Annotated in this window: 11 protein-coding genes; 9 read left to right on the top strand and 2 right to left on the bottom strand. The window is 69.0% G+C overall.

Annotated elements, in window-relative coordinates; translation table 11 throughout:
- Window positions 1-3: 3 nt before the first annotated feature.
- The 3 genes from EP7_RS12155 to EP7_RS12145 all read left to right on the top strand — a co-directional run bounded on the left by EP7_RS12155 (window position 4) and on the right by EP7_RS12145 (window position 6293).
- Complete coding sequence (locus EP7_RS12155; protein ID WP_463528116.1) at window positions 4-1266, top strand: heme-binding domain-containing protein; 1263 nt, start codon at window positions 4-6, stop codon at window positions 1264-1266.
- An 85-nt stretch (window positions 1267-1351) separates the two neighbouring features.
- A complete protein-coding gene (locus EP7_RS12150; protein WP_463528115.1) occupies window positions 1352-3175 on the top strand; it encodes an alpha/beta hydrolase in 1824 nt (607 codons plus the stop codon).
- Window positions 3176-3263: 88 nt separating this feature from the next.
- A complete protein-coding gene (locus EP7_RS12145; RefSeq protein WP_463528114.1) occupies window positions 3264-6293 on the top strand; it encodes a hypothetical protein in 3030 nt (1009 codons plus the stop codon).
- A gap of 25 nt (window positions 6294-6318) precedes the next feature.
- Here EP7_RS12145 and EP7_RS12140 read toward each other — a convergent pair whose 3' ends face one another.
- A complete protein-coding gene (locus EP7_RS12140; RefSeq protein ID WP_463528113.1) occupies window positions 6319-7509 on the bottom strand; it encodes a 3-dehydroquinate synthase in 1191 nt (396 codons plus the stop codon).
- A 474-nt stretch (window positions 7510-7983) separates the two neighbouring features.
- Between EP7_RS12140 and EP7_RS12135 the strand changes: the two genes are divergently transcribed.
- The 6 genes from EP7_RS12135 (at window position 7984) to EP7_RS12110 (ending at window position 15256) form a co-directional block, all read left to right on the top strand.
- Window positions 7984-8511, top strand: coding sequence for a (2Fe-2S)-binding protein (locus EP7_RS12135; RefSeq protein ID WP_463528112.1), 528 nt, complete (start codon window positions 7984-7986; stop codon window positions 8509-8511).
- Entirely contained in the window at window positions 8508-9503 is a 996-nt protein-coding gene (locus EP7_RS12130) for an FAD binding domain-containing protein (RefSeq protein WP_463528111.1), read from the top strand. Before EP7_RS12135 ends, EP7_RS12130 begins: the two co-directional genes overlap by 4 nt.
- Window positions 9500-11740 (top strand): xanthine dehydrogenase family protein molybdopterin-binding subunit, encoded by a 2241-nt coding sequence (locus EP7_RS12125; protein WP_463528110.1) that lies wholly within the window; start codon window positions 9500-9502, stop codon window positions 11738-11740. The genes EP7_RS12130 and EP7_RS12125 overlap by 4 nt, the downstream gene beginning before the upstream one ends.
- A 133-nt stretch (window positions 11741-11873) precedes the next feature.
- Complete coding sequence (locus tag EP7_RS12120) at window positions 11874-12668, top strand: hypothetical protein (protein ID WP_463528109.1); 795 nt, start codon at window positions 11874-11876, stop codon at window positions 12666-12668.
- Entirely contained in the window at window positions 12665-13303 is a 639-nt protein-coding gene (locus tag EP7_RS12115; RefSeq protein ID WP_463528108.1) for a hypothetical protein, read from the top strand. The genes EP7_RS12120 and EP7_RS12115 overlap by 4 nt, the downstream gene beginning before the upstream one ends.
- 306 nt (window positions 13304-13609) lie before the next feature.
- Window positions 13610-15256 (top strand): L-lactate permease, encoded by a 1647-nt coding sequence (locus EP7_RS12110; RefSeq protein ID WP_463528107.1) that lies wholly within the window; start codon window positions 13610-13612, stop codon window positions 15254-15256.
- A gap of 27 nt (window positions 15257-15283) precedes the next feature.
- On the opposite strand, the gene EP7_RS12105 is transcribed toward EP7_RS12110, so the two are convergent.
- On the bottom strand, window positions 15284-16516 hold the full coding sequence (locus EP7_RS12105) for a RidA family protein (protein WP_463528106.1): 1233 nt from the start codon (window positions 16514-16516) through the stop codon (window positions 15284-15286).
- Window positions 16517-16518 lie beyond the last annotated feature (2 nt).

Raw genomic sequence — 16518 nt, 5'->3', positions numbered from 1 at the left:
TTGATGGGAATCGCGATGCTGTCGGCCGCGGCGGCCGGCCCCCGACTGGCCTCGTGGCCCCGGCCCGTCCTGGCCTGGGCGTCCGGGCCGATGGAGGTGCGCGTCGCGTTCGAGTCGGCCGCGGATGTCGGGGCGGTTCCGGCGATGGTCGGGGCCAGGATCGCGTTTCGCGTGCGAGGCGAGGAGGGCCGCGAGGGCTCGCTGGGCGTGGCCGCGGCGAGGCTCGACGACGACGGCCGCACCCTGGTCCTGGTGACCGACCCGCACCCCCGACCGGCCGACTACTCGCTGATCCTGCCGGGCACGACGCCAATTCGCCTGGCGTATGTCCTGGAAGGGGTCGAGGTCGTGTGGTCCGAGGGGGACAACGACCCGGAAGAAGGGGCCGGCCCTGCGAGTTGGTGGCCGGTGCTCGACCCCGCCGAGGCGGCACGCCGGACCCGCGGATCGGCCGAGCACGAGCGGATGTTCGGCCTGCTGGCGAAGCCCGGCCGGCTTTCGCTGAGGGGGGCCCTGGCCCTGCCCGAGGGGAAGGCCAGGATCGCGGCCGACGCCTCGGCCCCGTTCACCTTGACCTACGGCACCGACCAGGCCGAGTCGGAGCCCGGGCCCGCCGACAGGCACCTGGCAGCCCTGGATCTCGAGGCGACCGGCGATGCGCTGGACCTCGGGCTCGTCTTGCACACGGGCAAGACGGCCGGCACGCTGCCCGGCGTCCGGGTGACGTTCGCGAAGGAGGGGAGTGCGGCCCAACCCATCGACGGATCGACCTTGATCCCCTCGTGGGTGCCGCCGAACCCGCCGACGGCCCCTGAGGCGGCGCCCCCGCCCTCGCTCGCGGGGGGCGACCGGGCCCGGGGTGAGGCTGTTTTCTATGGCGATATTGCCAAGTGCTCCAACTGCCATGCCGTGGGCGGCAAGGGGTCGGCGATCGGGCCGGCCCTGGACGAGATCGGCACGCGCGGGGCCCCCTGGATCCACCGGCAGATTGCCGATCCGAGCGCATCGATCCATCCCGACTACGCGACCTATACCGTCGCCCTGAAGGCGGGTCGGGTGGTTGTCGGTACCGTCAGGGCCGAGGGGGCCGACTCGATCAGGGTGGCCGACATCGACGCCAAGAGCGCTCTGATCCCACGATCTGAGGTCGAGGAGATGCGGCCCAGCGGCGCCTCGATCATGCCGGTCGGGTTGGCCGGCGCCATCGGCGATGAGAAGTTGCGCGACCTGATCGCCTATCTGCTCGAACCCCGCCCGGCTCGCTAGTCGCCGATTGCGGGGACGTCAGCGCTCGCTTAATATGGGTAGTTGGCGGGAGATGGAGAACGCACCGGGAATTGGGGCTTCGATGATGAACTCCGACGAAAATCGATCGGCCCGGCTCGCCGTGGCCCTGGACGGCGCGGGCGTCCTGGAAGCCTTGGTGACCGAGTTCGAGCTGGACCCGGTGGCGATCGAGAATGCCGGGGGGAGTTCGGCGGCCATCGCGGGGGCGATCCTGGGCCAGCTTGCAGGCCGGACGCCCCCCGGGTTGGAGGCGCTGGATGCGTTCCTGGATCGGCCGGCGGCGGTGGCCAGCCCCCTGCCCCATGCCTTCGCATCGGGGCCTCGGCGTGTCCTGGTGGTCGCGGCCGACCTGAGGCACGAGCCGGACGCGGACGAGGTTGAGCTGATCCGCCGCGTCCTGGCCGAAGGCGGGGGCTCGTTCGTCGTCGAGACGGCCCGTCCGGGGACTCCCGAGTCGTTGTTCGACCGGCTGCTCGTCGATCGGCCCGAGTTCCTCCACGTCAGCGGACTCGGCGAGGTCGAGGCGTGCCTGCCCGAGCCTGCCGGGGGTGCGATCGGCGCTCGCGCCCGATGCGTGGTGCTCAACGCGTGCGGCGCGGGCTCGCCGGGCCTGGCCGCGGCGTTGGCCGGCGATCGGGTCGTCTCGACCGACCGGGCGATCGGCGAGGCCCTGGCCCTGGCCTTCGTGGGCGGGTTCTACGGCGGGATCGGCCGGGGTCTCGACATCGACGGGGCCTTCGACCTGGGCCGATGCGCGCCTGAGCTGGTCGAGCTGCCGGCCTCGCTGGTCCCGCGCCTGACGCACTCGGGATCGGGCCGCGAGGAGGGGTCGCTGGAGCTAGATCGTGGCGTCAAGGGCGAGGAGAATACGACGCGAGCCGTGCCCGAATTGCCCAGGCGGTTCCCGCTCTGGTTCGGGACCAACCGTGCTCCGGTCGACGCGTCGGACCCGTCTCGGGGGTTCGGCACCGCGGACGATCGACGGCTGCACCTGGGCCGTTGCTGGGTCGAGGTGCCCCCTTCGCACAAGATCGGGGAGCTGGGCTCATCGCTGCTGAAACGGCTCTGGGAGGGGGCGGACGACCGCCTGAAGCTCGGCCGGATCGTGCTGGAGGCCGAGGCGGAATACTGGGCCGGGCTGGGCGATGCGCTGAAGCTGCTGGCGCCCGGCAGGCGGTCGGCGGTGGTCCTGATCCACGGGTTCAACGTGTCGTTCCAGGACGCGGCGCTGCGGTCGGCGCAGCTGGGCGTGGACCTGGACGTGCCCGGGATCATGGCCTTCTACAGCTGGCCGTCGCACGAGCGGATGCTCCGGTTCGGCTACCAGCAGGACGCGACGGCGGTGCAGGCGTGCGAGCCGTTCCTGGTCGAGTACCTTTCCGCGCTGGCGAACCTGGACGGGGTCGACGCGGTGCACGTCATCGCGCACAGCATGGGCAACCAAGGGCTGATCCGGTCGCTCACGAGGGTCGTCGAGGCGTCGTCGAGGGCCGGCCGGGTGCCGTTCGAGAATATCGTGCTGGCGGCGCCCGACATCGACTCGCGGGTGTTCAGGGACCTGGCGGGGGCCTATGCCGAGGCCGCGCGGCGGACGACGCTCTACGCCTCGTCGAAGGACCAGGCGCTGCGGGCCTCGACGATCATGAATGACGGCGAACGGGCCGGATTCTCCCCGCCGCTGATGACCCTGGATGGGATCGACACCGTCGACGTGACGTGTGCGAACCTGAGCTGGCTGGGACACGGCGAGTTCGCCGCGGCGAGGCGGATGCTCGACGACCTGAAGGCCTTGCTCGTCGACGGACTCGCCCCCGAGGCGAGGCAGCTCGGCCGTCGGCAGGCCCCGGATGGTCGAGCCTACTGGTCGATCGGGACCGAGGACGCCTGAACGCCCGGGTTCCCCCAGGGGATGGGCCACGGTTAGGCTGGAGGCGGTCGTCTCCCGCGTTTATTTACGCCGGGAGCATCCCTGGCCGGTGGCGTCGCCCGCCGCGACAGTCCCCGAAGGCGCGAGGATCGGCATGGAGATCGGCTGCCATTTAACTCAGATCAACTCGTATATCTCGGCGATCATCTCGCCGGACATCCTGGCCGCCCAGTGCAGCCGGTTCCAGCGCGACCGGATCACGTCGACGTTGGCGGAGGCGCACAAGGTCGGCTCGGGGACCTTCGTGGTGGCCGACCCCGGCGTCTTCTCGGGCACGATCCCTTACACCGGCGGTGTCTCCGAGGACACGGCGTACGTCCGCGACTCGGGCGCGTCGAACGGCGGCGTCAGCCGCGGGATGTTCTCGTTCCGCTACCGGCTCGTCGAAGGGTCGAACCTGCTGGTGGTCAAGGAGATCAAGGGCCGCGAGCTGCCCTGCGACGCGGGCAGCCAGATCGACCGGTTCGGGATGCACTGGAACAACCCTGAGATGGCCCCCGTGGCGCCGGCGCACGTCGTCTACGGGCGTGACACGGGCTATCCGGCGGGGCTGTCCGGCAAGCAGAGCTTCCGCGTCGTCCACGTCGGCGGGCGATATGACCCCGGCGGGACCTGGACCGTCCAGGCCAAGGGGACCGGCGCCGTGCGGATCGAGCACGCCACCGTCGGCAAGAATCGCTCGCTGACCGCCAGGTTCCGGAAGGGCCGGACATCCACGCCGACGTTCGTGCACGACCAGTCGGCGGCCGTCGTCAACTGGGTCATCACCGTGATGGAGTCGGACCCGGCCGACCCGCTGCACGACCTCAGGGTCATCGCGGCGGAGCCCGAAGGCTATCGCGGCCCGAGCTTCGCGTCGCTGTACGAGGCCAACGCCGGTGACCCAGGCTATTTCCTCTGGCACCCGAGCTACCTGGACTTCTACCGTCCGTTCGCCGTCTGCCGGCTGACGGACGTGCTGAACGTCAACGACAGCCTCCACCCGTCGCCGGTGGCCGAGTGGTCCGACCGCCCCCAGGCTGTGCAGGGGCCCGGCTTCGACAAGTCGTCGGGCCTGGCCGTCGAGCCCCTCGTGGACTTCGGAAACATCCTGCACCAGCACCTCTGGTTCACGCTGCCGCATCGCGCCACCGACGACTACCTGGCGAAGCTGGCGACCTACCTCCGCGATCACCTCGACCCCGGCCTGAAGGTTTATGCCGAGTGGAGCAACGAGGTCTGGAACTGGTCCTATGGCGTGAAGCGCTGGGCCTTCGCCCGTTGGGCCGAGGAGCTGTTCAAGGTGGCTTCGCTGGTCCGCGACGGCTCGACGGCCACGGCGAAACGGGCCGCGCACGGCCTGCGCCCGGGCGACCCCGTGCTGATCACGGGGGCCGCCCAGCCGGAGTACAACGGCGAATTCAAGGTCGCTTCTACGCCTGACGCCGACACGTTCAGTTTCGAGGTGCCCGGCTCTCCGGCCTCGCCGGCGACGCCCCTGGCCGATCAGCAGATCCTGGCCTTCAAGGCGGATGCGCTGGCCGCGAAGGTGTCGTCATTGACCTTCACGACGACCGCAACCGAGTCGTCGATCAGGCTGGGCATCGACCCGTCGTTCCTGCCGGGCTACAAGCTTGCCGGCGGCGACCTGCTGGCCCTTTGCAACTGCGCCGACCCGCTGGCCAACGGGATCTACGCCGTCGACAAGGTTTCGGCCGACTCGGTGACCCTGTACGTGGTCCCGTGCCAGCTCCGGCCCCTGCCGGGGCTCTCGGCGGGCAAGACCGAGATCAAGGCGGCCCCCGGGCTCGGGTTGATGGCCCGCCTGGTCGGCTCCAATGGCGGTGGCAGGGGTGTCCAGACGGCCGGCGTGCCCCAGGCCGACGACGGCGCGGCCCGCTGGAGCGGCCGGCGGCATCGCCAGGCGCACGAGATCATGGCGGCCATCCTGGGCGATCGGCTCGTGCGGACCGTCGGCGGCTGGGCGATTCCCGGGCCGATCTTCAACAAGTCGGCCCTGAACCAGTACAAGATCGACGCCGGAGGCCGGATGCCGCCGGGTGTCCAGCTCGCCATCGGCCCCTACCTGTACAAGGATCCCGGCGGCGTGGTGAACGTCAGGGATGTTGACCTGACCGGTGTGGTGAAGGTGTGCATCCTAGATGCGGCCGGGGGCCTGGCCACGGCTACCTGCGCCGGCCACGGCTACCGCACCGGCGACTCGGTCCAGATTTCCAACGCCGCCCAGCCCGAATATTGCGGCATCTTCCCCGTGACGCGCGTCGACGACGACCGCTTCACCTATCCGATCTCGGGCGATCCGGGCGGCCCGGGCAAACCTCTCGGGGGGAACTCGGGACCGATCCGGTGCGTCAAGGAGGCACCCTGGTTCCGCGAGCTGGCCTCGCTCTCGGTTTCCGGCGGCGTGGCCTTCGGTTCCAGCAAGGGGCACGGATTCGAGACCGGCGACCAGGTGAAGGTCTGCAATGCGAGGCAGCCCGAGTACAACCGGCTCGCCTGGGTGCGCAAGATCGACGCCGACCGATTCTCCTTTTATGTGGACGGCGGCCATTCCGGCGCGGCCACCGCGCCCGACAATCAGCGGATCTGGGCCTATCGGGCCTCGGCGATGGACGGGATCTTCGCCGCCATGGAAGACCAGCTTGCGACCGTCCTGCCCGCCCGGCTGGCCGCGCTCCACAAGGACGTCTGCGACCCCGATGGCGTCGCCCTCTCCTGCTACGAGTCGGGCCAGCACCTGTTGCCGTCCGGCCAGGGCTCGCCGCCGCTGAGCGACGTCTTCGTCGAGTGCAATCGAGACCCGAGGATGGGCAGCATCTACGACGCCTACTACCGCCTGCTGGAAACCTGGGGAGTCAAGGCGGCGAATCATTACTCGTCTGTGGGCGGCTGGAGCAATTACGGCAGCTGGAGCCTGATCGAGTACCAGGGCCAGCCCGCCATCGAGAGCCCGAAGTATCGGGCCCTCCTGGACCTGCTGGCCATCAGGGCCGCGCTCACGTCCGAGGGGGGCTACTCGCCGCCCACGCCCCGTGCGAGCCCGCCGGGCCGACCCGGCGCGGGCCGTGCCGGTAAGTGACCTCGGGCGGTCCCGTGCGACCGACTCACTCGCCGAACCGACCGGGATCCAATGCGCCGAACCGGGCGACTCGCGCGATCGCCTCGCGCATCGCGGCCCGGTCGACCTCGTGCACGTCGATCGGGTCGCCCACGCCCCTGAGCATCGTCAGGGTGAGTCGCCCGCCGAGGTGCTGTCGGAATTCCTCCAGCCCGTCGAAGATCGGGCCAGGATCGGCCAGCAGCGGGTGGTTGAGCGCGAACCCCAGCGCCGCCAGGCACGAGAGGACGCGGTCGGCGTCGCGACCGGGCAGGCCGTGGACGATCGACGAGTAGACCGAGTCGATCGCCACGCCGATGGCGACGGCCTCGCCGTGCCTCAGCTTGAAGTCGCTGAGCGGCTCGAGCTTGTGCGCCGACCAGTGGCCGTAGTCCAGCGGCCGGGCCTCGAGCGCTTCGAACGGGTCTCCGCCGCGGGTGATGTGGTCCAGGTGCATCTCCACCGAGGCCCGGATCATCGGCTGGGTGGCGGCCGGTTCCCTGCGGCGGATGGCGGGCGCGAGCTGGCAGAGCCGGTCGAAGACCTCGGGAGACTTGAGCAGGGCGACCTTCACCGCCTCGGAGAACCCGCAGGCGAAGTCGCGGTCGGGCAGCGTCTCCAGCAGGGCCGAGTCGTTGATGACGCCCCAGGGGACGGAGAAGGTGCCCAGCCAGTTCTTCTTGCCGAAGTAGTTCACCGCGTTCTTCACGCCCACGCCCGAGTCGGCCTGCGCCAGCGTGGTCGTCGGCAGCCGGACGAGCCGCAGGCCCCGGTGGGCGATGGCCGCCGCGAAGCCGACGGCGTCGAGCACCGCGCCGCCGCCGATGACGACGACGTAGCTGCGTCGGTCGAGGTCGGCGTCGTTGAAGACCGTCAGGATCCGCTCCAGGTAGGCCCGGTCATTCTTGACGACCTCGCCGCCGGGGACGATCTCTATCGGGCCCGCCAGGGCGAACCGCCCCGAGGCCCCCGCCTCGATCGCTTCCAGCGTCCCGACGAGGCCGGGCCGGGCCGAGGCGACGTGGGAGTCGACGACGAACTGGACGCGGGCCGGCCTGCCTTCCGAGGGTTCGAGAAGGTCGGTCAGCGCCGATCGATCGGGCCCCAGCACGTCCGAGGTATAGCGCAGGCGATGCCGGAACTCGGCGTCGAACGTGGCGTCGACCCGGCCGGCGGCCTCCCTGGGTGTCATGGTCATCACGATCTCGGGCGCCCCTCGCGGGTTGAGCTGGGCAATGGAACGCGGGTCTGCAAGGCGGGATACCCCGGCGGGGCGGACGGGCTTCTCCGGCGTGCGTCGCCACGCGTCGCGATCCAACGATTGATGCGACGCCAGGCGACGGACCGACCGGGCGACCGACAAACGGGCGGGCGGACCCATCCCAATTCTGACGAGATTCCATGATACCCCCAGACCGTGGTCCGATCGCTAGCCCAGACGCGGGGCGTGCTCTGCGGAACTGCGCGGCACAGGGGCGGTCGGATCCATCGGATCGGGCGCCGAAGGGATGTGGGCAGGCGAGAATCGTGGGGTTAACGGGCGCCCGGGTATGACTCTTGCATTGAGAAAACCGCCGCCGAGGAATCGCGCCCGCCTCCGGAATTCGGTTCCGAGCGGTTTCCACTCGCCGGCCTCACCGTCCCCCTCGCCCGGCCCGCAGGAGTAAGCCGCATGGGATCGATCCAAGGCGCAGAGACCGGCCGGCCGGACGTCGGCCCGCGGGTCGCCCTTGACCTGACCGTCAACGGCGTGGCCCGCCACCTGGAGATCGTCCCCTGGACGACCCTGCTCGACCTGCTGCGTGAGCAACTCGACCTGACCGGCACGAAGAAAGGCTGCGACCACGGCCAGTGCGGGGCCTGCACCGTGCTGGTCGATGGCGTCAGGGTCAACTCCTGCCTCACGCTGGCGGCGTTGAAGGACGGCTGCGAGGTGACGACCGTCGAGGGCCTGGCCGGTCCCGAAGGGCTTCACCCGCTCCAGGCTGCCTTCGTCGAGCATGACGCCTTCCAGTGCGGATATTGCACGCCAGGGCAGATCTGCTCGGGGGTCGGCCTGATGAACGAGGGGCACGCGACCAGCGCGGGCGAGATCCGCGAGTTAATGAGTGGCAACCTCTGCCGTTGCGGTGCCTACCCCAATATCGTCGCCGCGATCGAGCAGGCGATGCACGCGAACGAAGGGGCTGCGTCCCGATGAACACGTTCTCACTCGCGAGGGCCGCCGACGTCGCGGGGGCCGCCGACGAACTCGCCCGAAACCCGGCCGCCAGGATCATCGCCGGCGGCACCAACCTGGTCGACCTGATGAAGGAGAAGGTCAGCCGGCCCGACCGCCTGGTCGACATCAACAGGCTCCCCCTCAAGCGGGTCGAGGCCCTGCCCGGCGGCGGCCTACGGATCGGTGCCCTCGTGACCAACGCCGATGTGGCCTACCACCCGGAGATCGAGGCCCGCTATCCGCTGCTTTCCAGGGCGATCCTGGCCGGCGCCTCGCCGCAGCTTCGGAACATGGCGACGACCGGCGGGAACCTGCTCCAGCGGACCCGCTGCTATTACTTCTACGACACGGCGACCCCCTGCAACAAACGCGAGCCGGGCACCGGCTGCCCGGCGATGACCGGCTACAACCGGATCCACGCGATCCTGGGCGCCAGCGAGCATTGCATCGCCACGCACCCGTCGGATATGTGCGTGGCGATGGCGGCGCTGGAGGCCGTCATCCAGGTCGAGGGGACCGGCGGCCCGAGGTCGATCCCCTTCGCCGAGTTCCACCGCCTGCCGGGCGACACCCCCGAGGTCGACACAACCCTGAAGCCCGACGAGGTCATCACGTCGGTTGACCTTCCCGCACTGGGATTCGCCAAAAATTATGCCTATGTGAAGGTGCGTGATCGGTCGTCCTACGCCTTCGCCCTGGTCTCCGTCGCCGCCGCCCTGGAACTGGACGGGGGGCGGATCGCCCAGGCGAGGCTCGCCCTGGGTGGCGTGGCGCACAAGCCATGGCGCGTGCCCGAGGCCGAGGGCGTGCTTCGGGGCGAAGTCCCCACCGAGGACCTTTTCCGACGGGCCGCCGAGGTCCTGCTGCAAGGCGCCGTGGGACGCGGACACAATGACTTCAAGCTGAAGCTGGCGCCCCGGGCCATCGTCCGCGCGTTGAGCCAGGCCGCCGCGATGGGAGCCACGTCATGAGCGTCCCCGAGACCGCCTACGTCGGCCGGCCGATCAGCCGCGTCGACGGCCCCAAGAAGGTCAGCGGAGCGGCCAAATATGCCGCCGAGTACAACATGCCGGGCCTGCTCTATGGGGTCGTCGTCTCCTCGGAAATCGCTCGGGGCACGATCACCGAGATCGATACGGCCGAGGCCGAGGCCGTCCCCGGCGTCGTGAAGGTGCTGACGCATGCGAACCGGCCCAGCCTGGCCTGGTTCGACCGCAGCTATCGAGACGAGATCGCACCCACGGGCTCGCCGTTCCGCCCGCTCGGCGGCGCCGAGATCAAGTTCAGCGGCCAGCCCGTGGCGCTCGTCGTGGCCGAGACCTTCGAGACCGCCCGGCACGCGGCGATGCTCGTCCGCGTCAAAGTGAAGGCCAAGCACCACGCCACCGGCCTGGAAGCCCACCAGGCCGAGGCCCAGGAGCCCCCCAAGGGCAAAGTTGGCTACAGTCCGCCCCAATCGCGAGGGGATGCCGAAAAGGCGTTGACCACGCCCGCGGCCTCCGTCTCCGTCGACGAGCGCTACAGCCTCCCCTCCCAGCACCACAACCCGATGGAGCCGTTCGCGACGACGGCCGTCTGGGAAGGGGGCGGAAAGCTCACCGTCTATGACAAGACACAGGGGTGCCAGAACGTCCGCGACTACCTTTGCAAGGTCTTCGGCGACTCGCACGACGACCTTCGCGTGGTCTCGCCGTTCGTCGGCGGCGCGTTCGGCTCGGGCCTGCGGCCGCAGTATCAGGTGGTCCTCGCCGTGATGGCCGCGAAGGAGCTTGAGCGGTCCGTGCGGGTCTCGCTCACGCGCCAGCAGATGTTCACGATCGGCTATCGGCCGGGCACCCTCCAGCGAGTCGCCCTCGGCTCCGCGCCCGACGGGACGCTCGGGGCCATCATCCACGAGGCCGTCGCCGAGACGTCGCAGTTTGAGGATTACGTCGAGAACGTGGTGAACTGGACGGGCATGCTCTACAGGTGCGACAACATCAGGCTCGACTACAGGATCGTCCCGCTCGACCTGATGACCCCCATCGACATGCGGGCCCCTGGCGCCGCCACGGGCATCTTCGCGCTCGAGGTGGCCATGGACGAGTTGGCCGTCAAGCTCGGTGTCGACCCGGTGGCTCTGCGGCTGAAGAACTACGCCGAGGAAGACCAGGTCGAGGGCAAGCCGTTCTCCAGCAAGGAGCTGCGGGCCTGCTACCAGCTTGGCGCCGAGCGGTTTGGCTGGGCCCGCCGCGACCCCGAGCCCCGATCGATGCGCCGCGGCGACACCCTCGTCGGCTGGGGCATGGCCACGGGCGTCTGGGACGCGATGCAAGGGGCGGCCAAAGCCAGGGCGATCCTCAACGCGGACGGCAAGCTGACCGTCTCCAGCGCCACGGCCGACATCGGCCCCGGCACTTATACGATCATGACCCAGATCGCCGCCGAGGCCCTCGGCCTGCCGCTGGAGGACGTCACCTTCCTGTTGGGCGACTCCTCGATGCCCACCTCACCGGTCCAGGGGGGCTCCTGGACCGCCTCGACCATCGGCTCCGCGGTTCAGAAGGTCTGCCTCGCTGTGCGGGAGCGCGTCTTCGCGCTGGCGAAGAAGGCCGAAGGCTCTTCCCTCGCCCACGCGTCACACGATGAGGTCGAGTTCGCCGACGGCCGGGTCCGCCTGATCGCCGATCCAGATCGAGGCGTCACCATCGTCGAGGCCCTGCGGTCCGGCGGGGGCAAGCCGATCGAGGAAGAAGCCAAGAGCCAGCCCGACCTCGCGAAGCAGGCCCCCTTCTCGCGCTACTCGCATTCGGCCATCTTCGCCGAGGTGGAGGTCGACCCCGATTTCGGCACCGTCAAGGTCACGCGAGTCGTCAACGCGGTCGCGGCAGGCCGGATCCTCAACCCCAAGACGGCCCGCAGCCAGGTCATGGGCGCCGTCGTGATGGGCATCGGCATGGCCTTGCATGAAGAGAGCGTCATGGACCACGCCCTCGGCCGGTTCATGAACCACAGCCTGGCCGAGTTCCACGTCCCGGTCAACGCCGACATCGGCCAGATCGACGTCATCTTCGCCGAGGAACGCGATGATGTGGTGAACCCCTTGGGCGTCAAGGGGATCGGCGAGATCGGCCTCGTCGGCACCGCCGCGGCCGTGGTCAACGCCATCCATCACGCCACCGGCCGCCGTGTTCGCGACCTGCCCGTCACGCTCGACAAGCTCCTCTGAGCAGGCGAACCGGGCCGACTCTCGCTTTGCCACGCAAAGTTTGTCGTTGACTTCTGGCTCTTTGTCATGCAAAGTAAGCCCCCATCGGCTCGCGCCTGGATGCGAGCCCGCAACGGATGGGGGAGGACTTTGCATGAAAGCCTGGTGGGCCGACCTGGACAGGATCCTGAGGGGCGAGGCGACGCGTCTGCCGGGGCTGCGGCGGGGTACGATTGAGACCCCTGTCGGCGGGCTCTCGGTGGTGCTGGCGATCCTCGCCATGAGCTACGGCGCCTGCATGGGCTGCTTCGCCCTGTTCAAGGGGGCGGGCCCGTCTTACATGCAGGTCTTCGCCTCGATCGTGAAGGTGCCGCTGCTCTTCGCGCTGACGCTCGCCGTCACGTTCCCGTCGCTCTATGTGTTCAATGCGTTGATGGGCTCGAGGCTGACGCCGAGGTCGGTCGCGCGGCTGCTGCTGACGTCGCTTGCGGTGATCGTGGCGGTGCTGGCCTCGCTCGGCCCGATCGTGGCCTTCTTCTCCGTCAGCACGGCGAGCTACCCGTTCATGGTCCTGCTGAACGTGGCGGTCTTCGCCGTCTCGGGGGTCCTGGGGCTGTCGTTCCTGCTCCAGACGCTGCACCGCCTGAGCCTGGTCAGGCCCCTGCCCGCCCCCACCGAGGCCGATGAGCTGGTCGGCGACGAGAAGCCGTGCGAGCTGGAAGTGCCGCACCCGGGGGCCCTTGATCCGATCGAGGACCAGGTGCCCAGCGGTCGGGTGAAGGCCGTCTTCCGCTGCTGGGTGATCCTCTTCGGGCTGGTCGGCGCCCAGATGGGCTGGGTCTTGCGCCCCTTCCTGGGCAATCCGGCGATCCCCTTCACCTGGTTCCGCGCCCGCGAGTCGAGCTTCTTCGAGGCGGTCTGGCTCTCGCTCCAGAGCGTCCTCTCATGAGCCCCTTCCGTCGGGCGGACGACGTGCTGCGGGGCCGCCCGGCCGGCCGGCCCTGGGGCCTCGTCCTCGCCTGCGGCCTCGCTTATGGAGCCGTGATGGGCACCTTCGGCGGGATCGAGGGGGACCGTCCGTGGCAGGTCGTCTTCTCGGCGATTAAGGTCCCGCTGCTGCTGCTGGTGACCCTGGGCCTGAGCCTGCCCAGTTTCTTCGTCATCAGCACGCTGCTGGGCGTGAGGTCCGACTTCGCCGAATCCTTCCGATCAATCGTCGCCTCGCAGGCCGCCCTGGGCCTGATCCTGGTCTCGCTGGCGCCGCTGACCTGCGTCTGGTACGCCTCCTCGGCCGCTTACGAGCCCGCGATCCTGTTCAACGCCCTGATGTTCACCGTCGCCAGCCTGGGAGCCCAGTGGCACCTTCGCCGAGCTTATCAAGCGTTAATCGTCCGCAACCCCCGCCATCGCTGGCTGCTGCGTGCCTGGCTCCTGATCTACGCTTTCGTCGGAATCCAGCTCGGCTGGACCATCCGCCCTTTCCTCGGAGCGCCCAACCTCCCCGTGCGATTCTTCCGAGGCGGCGAGCTTGAAAACGCCTACGTCGTCTTCGCGCGGATGGTCTGGGATGTGGCCGCACATTAAGTCGGAAAATGACCGGGATCGATTCTTCGGGCAGTTGACGCCGGTCCTTACGTGGGAGGTCTGAAACTCAGCCAGGCGAGGGGGTGGGACGCGTCCCATCGGGCTAGTCGGGGTTCGCACAAGTCGGATCGATCGTCTGCTCCGTCCGCCTGATTGGAAGAAGCCGCTGGCCAGTCGGTGGAGTCGCTCGGCCGGTTCGGTTAGGTTCCTTCCACCGGGCATGCCGCGGGGTCTTCGTGCGGACTCGCGGCGCCTCGCCCGGCCAGCTTGGACCCTCCCCCGCGGCCACGACCGACAGGTGCGCCCTTGTTGACCTGGTCTCAGGATTACAACCCGCTCGGGTCATGGCCGCTGTCGACCCTGGTCGCGGCCGTGCCGGTGGTCTCGCTCTTCTTCACGCTCCTGGTGCTCAAGGCTCGGGTCTGGGTCGCGGCATCGGTCGGCGCCCTGGCGGCCGTCGTGCTGGCCTGGGCGGTGTTCGGCATGCCCGCTCCGATGGTGGGCAGCGCGTTCGCGCTCGGGGTCCAGTTCGGCATGTGGCGGATCGCCTGGATCATCGTCGCATCGATTTTCCTCTACGAGATCGCCGTCGAGACCGGGCAGTTCGAGGTGATGAAGGAGTCGATCGCCTCGCTCTCGTCGGACAAGCGGCTTCAGCTCATCCTTGTGGCCTTCTGCTTCGGCGCGTTCCTGGAAGGGACCGGCGGAGGCGGGGCGCCCGTGGCGATCGCCGGTTCGTTCCTGATCGGGCTGGGCTTCGATCCGTTCAAGGCGGCCACGCTCTGCCTGGTCGCCAACACGGCGCCCGTGGCTTGGGGAGGCGTGGGCAATCCCATCCGCGTCCTGACGGGCGTCACCGGCCTGCCCGAGGCCGCCCTCAGCGCGATGACGGGGCGCATCTTGCCTCCCATCTCACTAATTCTGCCGTTCTGGCTGGTCAGGAGCATGGTGGGCTGGCGCGAGACGTTCGCCGTCTGGCCCGCACTAGCGGTCAGCGGCCTGTCGTTCGCCCTGGCGCAGTTTTACTGGTCGAACTACCAGGATGCAGGGCTGGTCGACATCGTCGCGGCGCTCTTCTCGCTGCTCGCGATGGTCGGATTCCTGAAGATCTGGAAGCCGAAGTCGATTATGGGACACGGCCCGACGGAGGGAGAGGCCCTGGTGATCCGCCGCCACTCGGTGGCCGCCGTGCTGAAGGGCTGGTCGCCGTTCCTGCTCGCCTCGGTGTTCATCTTCGTCGTGACCCAGCCGGCGATCGTCAAGATGCTCACGGTCGCATCGCTGAAGCAGCCGATGCCGGGCCTGCACCGCTCGGTGCTGCGGGTTGCGCCCGTGGTCGAGAAGCCGACGCCCGAGGATGCGTTCATGGACCTGAACTTCGTGACTCTGCCCGGCACCGCCGTTTTGCTGGGCGGGGTCATTTCCGCGCTAGGGCTGGGCCTCTCGCCTGCGCGGATCGCGTTGATCTTCGGTCGGACGGTCGTGCAGATGGTCCCGTCGTTGCTGGCGATCAGCTTCATGGTGGGGCTGGCATACGTGACGCGATACTCGGGCATGGACACCGTGCTGGGCCTGAGCCTGACCCGGACGGGTGTCGGCTACCCGTTCTTCGGCACGCTGCTGGGCTGGCTGGGCGTGGCGCTGACCGGGACCGACGCGGGCTCCAATGCACTGTTCGGCAACCTCCAGAAGGTCACGGCCGAGCGGATGGGCCTCTCGCCGATCCTGATGGCGGCGGCGAACACCAGCGGCGGCGTGATGGGCAAGATGATCGACGCCCAGTCGATCGTCGTCGCGGTGGTGGCGACCCGGCAGGTGGGCAACGAGGCGGCCATCTTCCGCGCCGTCATCAAGCACAGCCTGGCGCTGGTCACGATTGTGGGCCTGATCGTCACCGCGTACGCGTTTGTGGTCCCGGGATGGGTGCCGGTCGTGCCCGCGCCCTTGAAATGAGGCGAGGGCACGACCCGGCCCGCTCGGTCAGGGCTGCCGGGTCTTCGCCGCGATGAACGAGGCGCGGACGCGGATGTCGCCCTGTTCGGCCTTCGAGTTCGGCGTCAGGCAGGTCCTGACTCCGGGGCCCTTGGAGAAGTACTGGCGATAGATCGCGTTCAAGGCGTCGTAGTCCTTCATCTCCCTGAGGTAGACGTAGCCCGAGACGATGTCCTCGAGCTTCAGGCCGGCTGCGTCGAGCACCCGGACCTGGTCCTTGGCGACCTGGTGGATCTGCGCGTCGAGGTCGGCCTTGGCATCGGCCCCCGGGGTCTTGGATCCGGCGAGCGCCGACAGATAAAGGGTAGGTCCCGCCCAGACGCCTGGGCTCGCGGCCACCGACCCCTCGGCCAGCCCGTGCTTGACGTCGGAGGGGCGGACGACCTTGCGGCCTTCCAGCTTCGTGGTGGCGATGCAGGTGACCTCGGAGTGCGAGCCCCCCGGGATCCAGTCGACGAAGACGGTGGCGCAGGCGGGTTCGTCGCCCTCGGCGAAGAACTCCTTGTAGACCTTGTTGGCCACCTCGAGGTTCTTCGAGTCGTCCAGGAAGACGTGGCTCATAACGACGTTCTTGAAGTCCAGGCCTGCCTGATTCAGGGTGGTCTGGACGTTCTTCATGGTCTGGCGGAACTGCTCCTCGAAGGTCGCCGGATGGGTCTTGTCGGGGAGCTGATCCCCCTTGCCCGAGACGTAGAGCGTGTCGCCGGCCAGGATGCCGGGGCTGTAGGGGAATCCGGCCGGGGGCGTGCCGATCTGCTTCCGCTCGTCGAGGTCGCTGTAGGCAATGCAGGTGATCTCCAGGCGAGATTCACCGGGCACTGCGGCGACTCCCAGCGTGGTCCGCGCCGGGGGGTTCTCCGGGAAGAACTCGCCGTAGTGCTTGTTGAACTCGGCGTACTGCGAGCTGTCCTCGAGATAGACGAACGACTTGACGACGTGCTTCAGGTCGAGCCCGCCGGCCTGGAGTGTCTTCCTGATCTCGCCGAGGCAGTTCTTCACCTTCTCGGAGAGGTCGGCGTCCGGGCGATAGTCCCCCTTGCCCGCGACGTACACGGTCTTGCCGACGGCGACACCGGGCGCGAACAGGCCGGTGGGCCGCGAGCCGTCCTTCGTCAGGAACTTCTTCTCGGGGGCCGGCGCCGGGGCCTGGCCAAAGGCAGGCAGGGCGAGACCGAGCGCGACGGCGGCCGACGACAGGATGACGGGAATGGTCCTGGTCATAT

Source organism: Isosphaeraceae bacterium EP7 (assembly GCA_038400315.1).
GTDB lineage: Bacteria > Planctomycetota > Planctomycetia > Isosphaerales > Isosphaeraceae > EP7.
This window is presented reverse-complemented; position numbering and strand designations above follow the sequence as displayed.

Excerpts from the sequence above, each read along its gene's own strand:
- EP7_RS12155 (WP_463528116.1), top strand. The coding sequence starts at position 4 with ATGGGAATCGCGATGCTGTCGGCCGCGGCGGCCGGCCCCCGACTGGCC.
- EP7_RS12150 (WP_463528115.1), top strand. The coding sequence starts at position 1,352 with ATGAACTCCGACGAAAATCGATCGGCCCGGCTCGCCGTGGCCCTGGAC.
- EP7_RS12140 (WP_463528113.1), bottom strand. The coding sequence starts at position 7,509 with ATGACCATGACACCCAGGGAGGCCGCCGGCCGGGTCGACGCCACGTTC.
- EP7_RS12135 (WP_463528112.1), top strand. The coding sequence starts at position 7,984 with ATGGGATCGATCCAAGGCGCAGAGACCGGCCGGCCGGACGTCGGCCCG.
- EP7_RS12130 (WP_463528111.1), top strand. The coding sequence starts at position 8,508 with ATGAACACGTTCTCACTCGCGAGGGCCGCCGACGTCGCGGGGGCCGCC.
- EP7_RS12125 (WP_463528110.1), top strand. The coding sequence starts at position 9,500 with ATGAGCGTCCCCGAGACCGCCTACGTCGGCCGGCCGATCAGCCGCGTC.
- EP7_RS12120 (WP_463528109.1), top strand. The coding sequence starts at position 11,874 with ATGAAAGCCTGGTGGGCCGACCTGGACAGGATCCTGAGGGGCGAGGCG.
- EP7_RS12115 (WP_463528108.1), top strand. The coding sequence starts at position 12,665 with ATGAGCCCCTTCCGTCGGGCGGACGACGTGCTGCGGGGCCGCCCGGCC.
- EP7_RS12105 (WP_463528106.1), bottom strand. The coding sequence starts at position 16,516 with ATGACCAGGACCATTCCCGTCATCCTGTCGTCGGCCGCCGTCGCGCTC.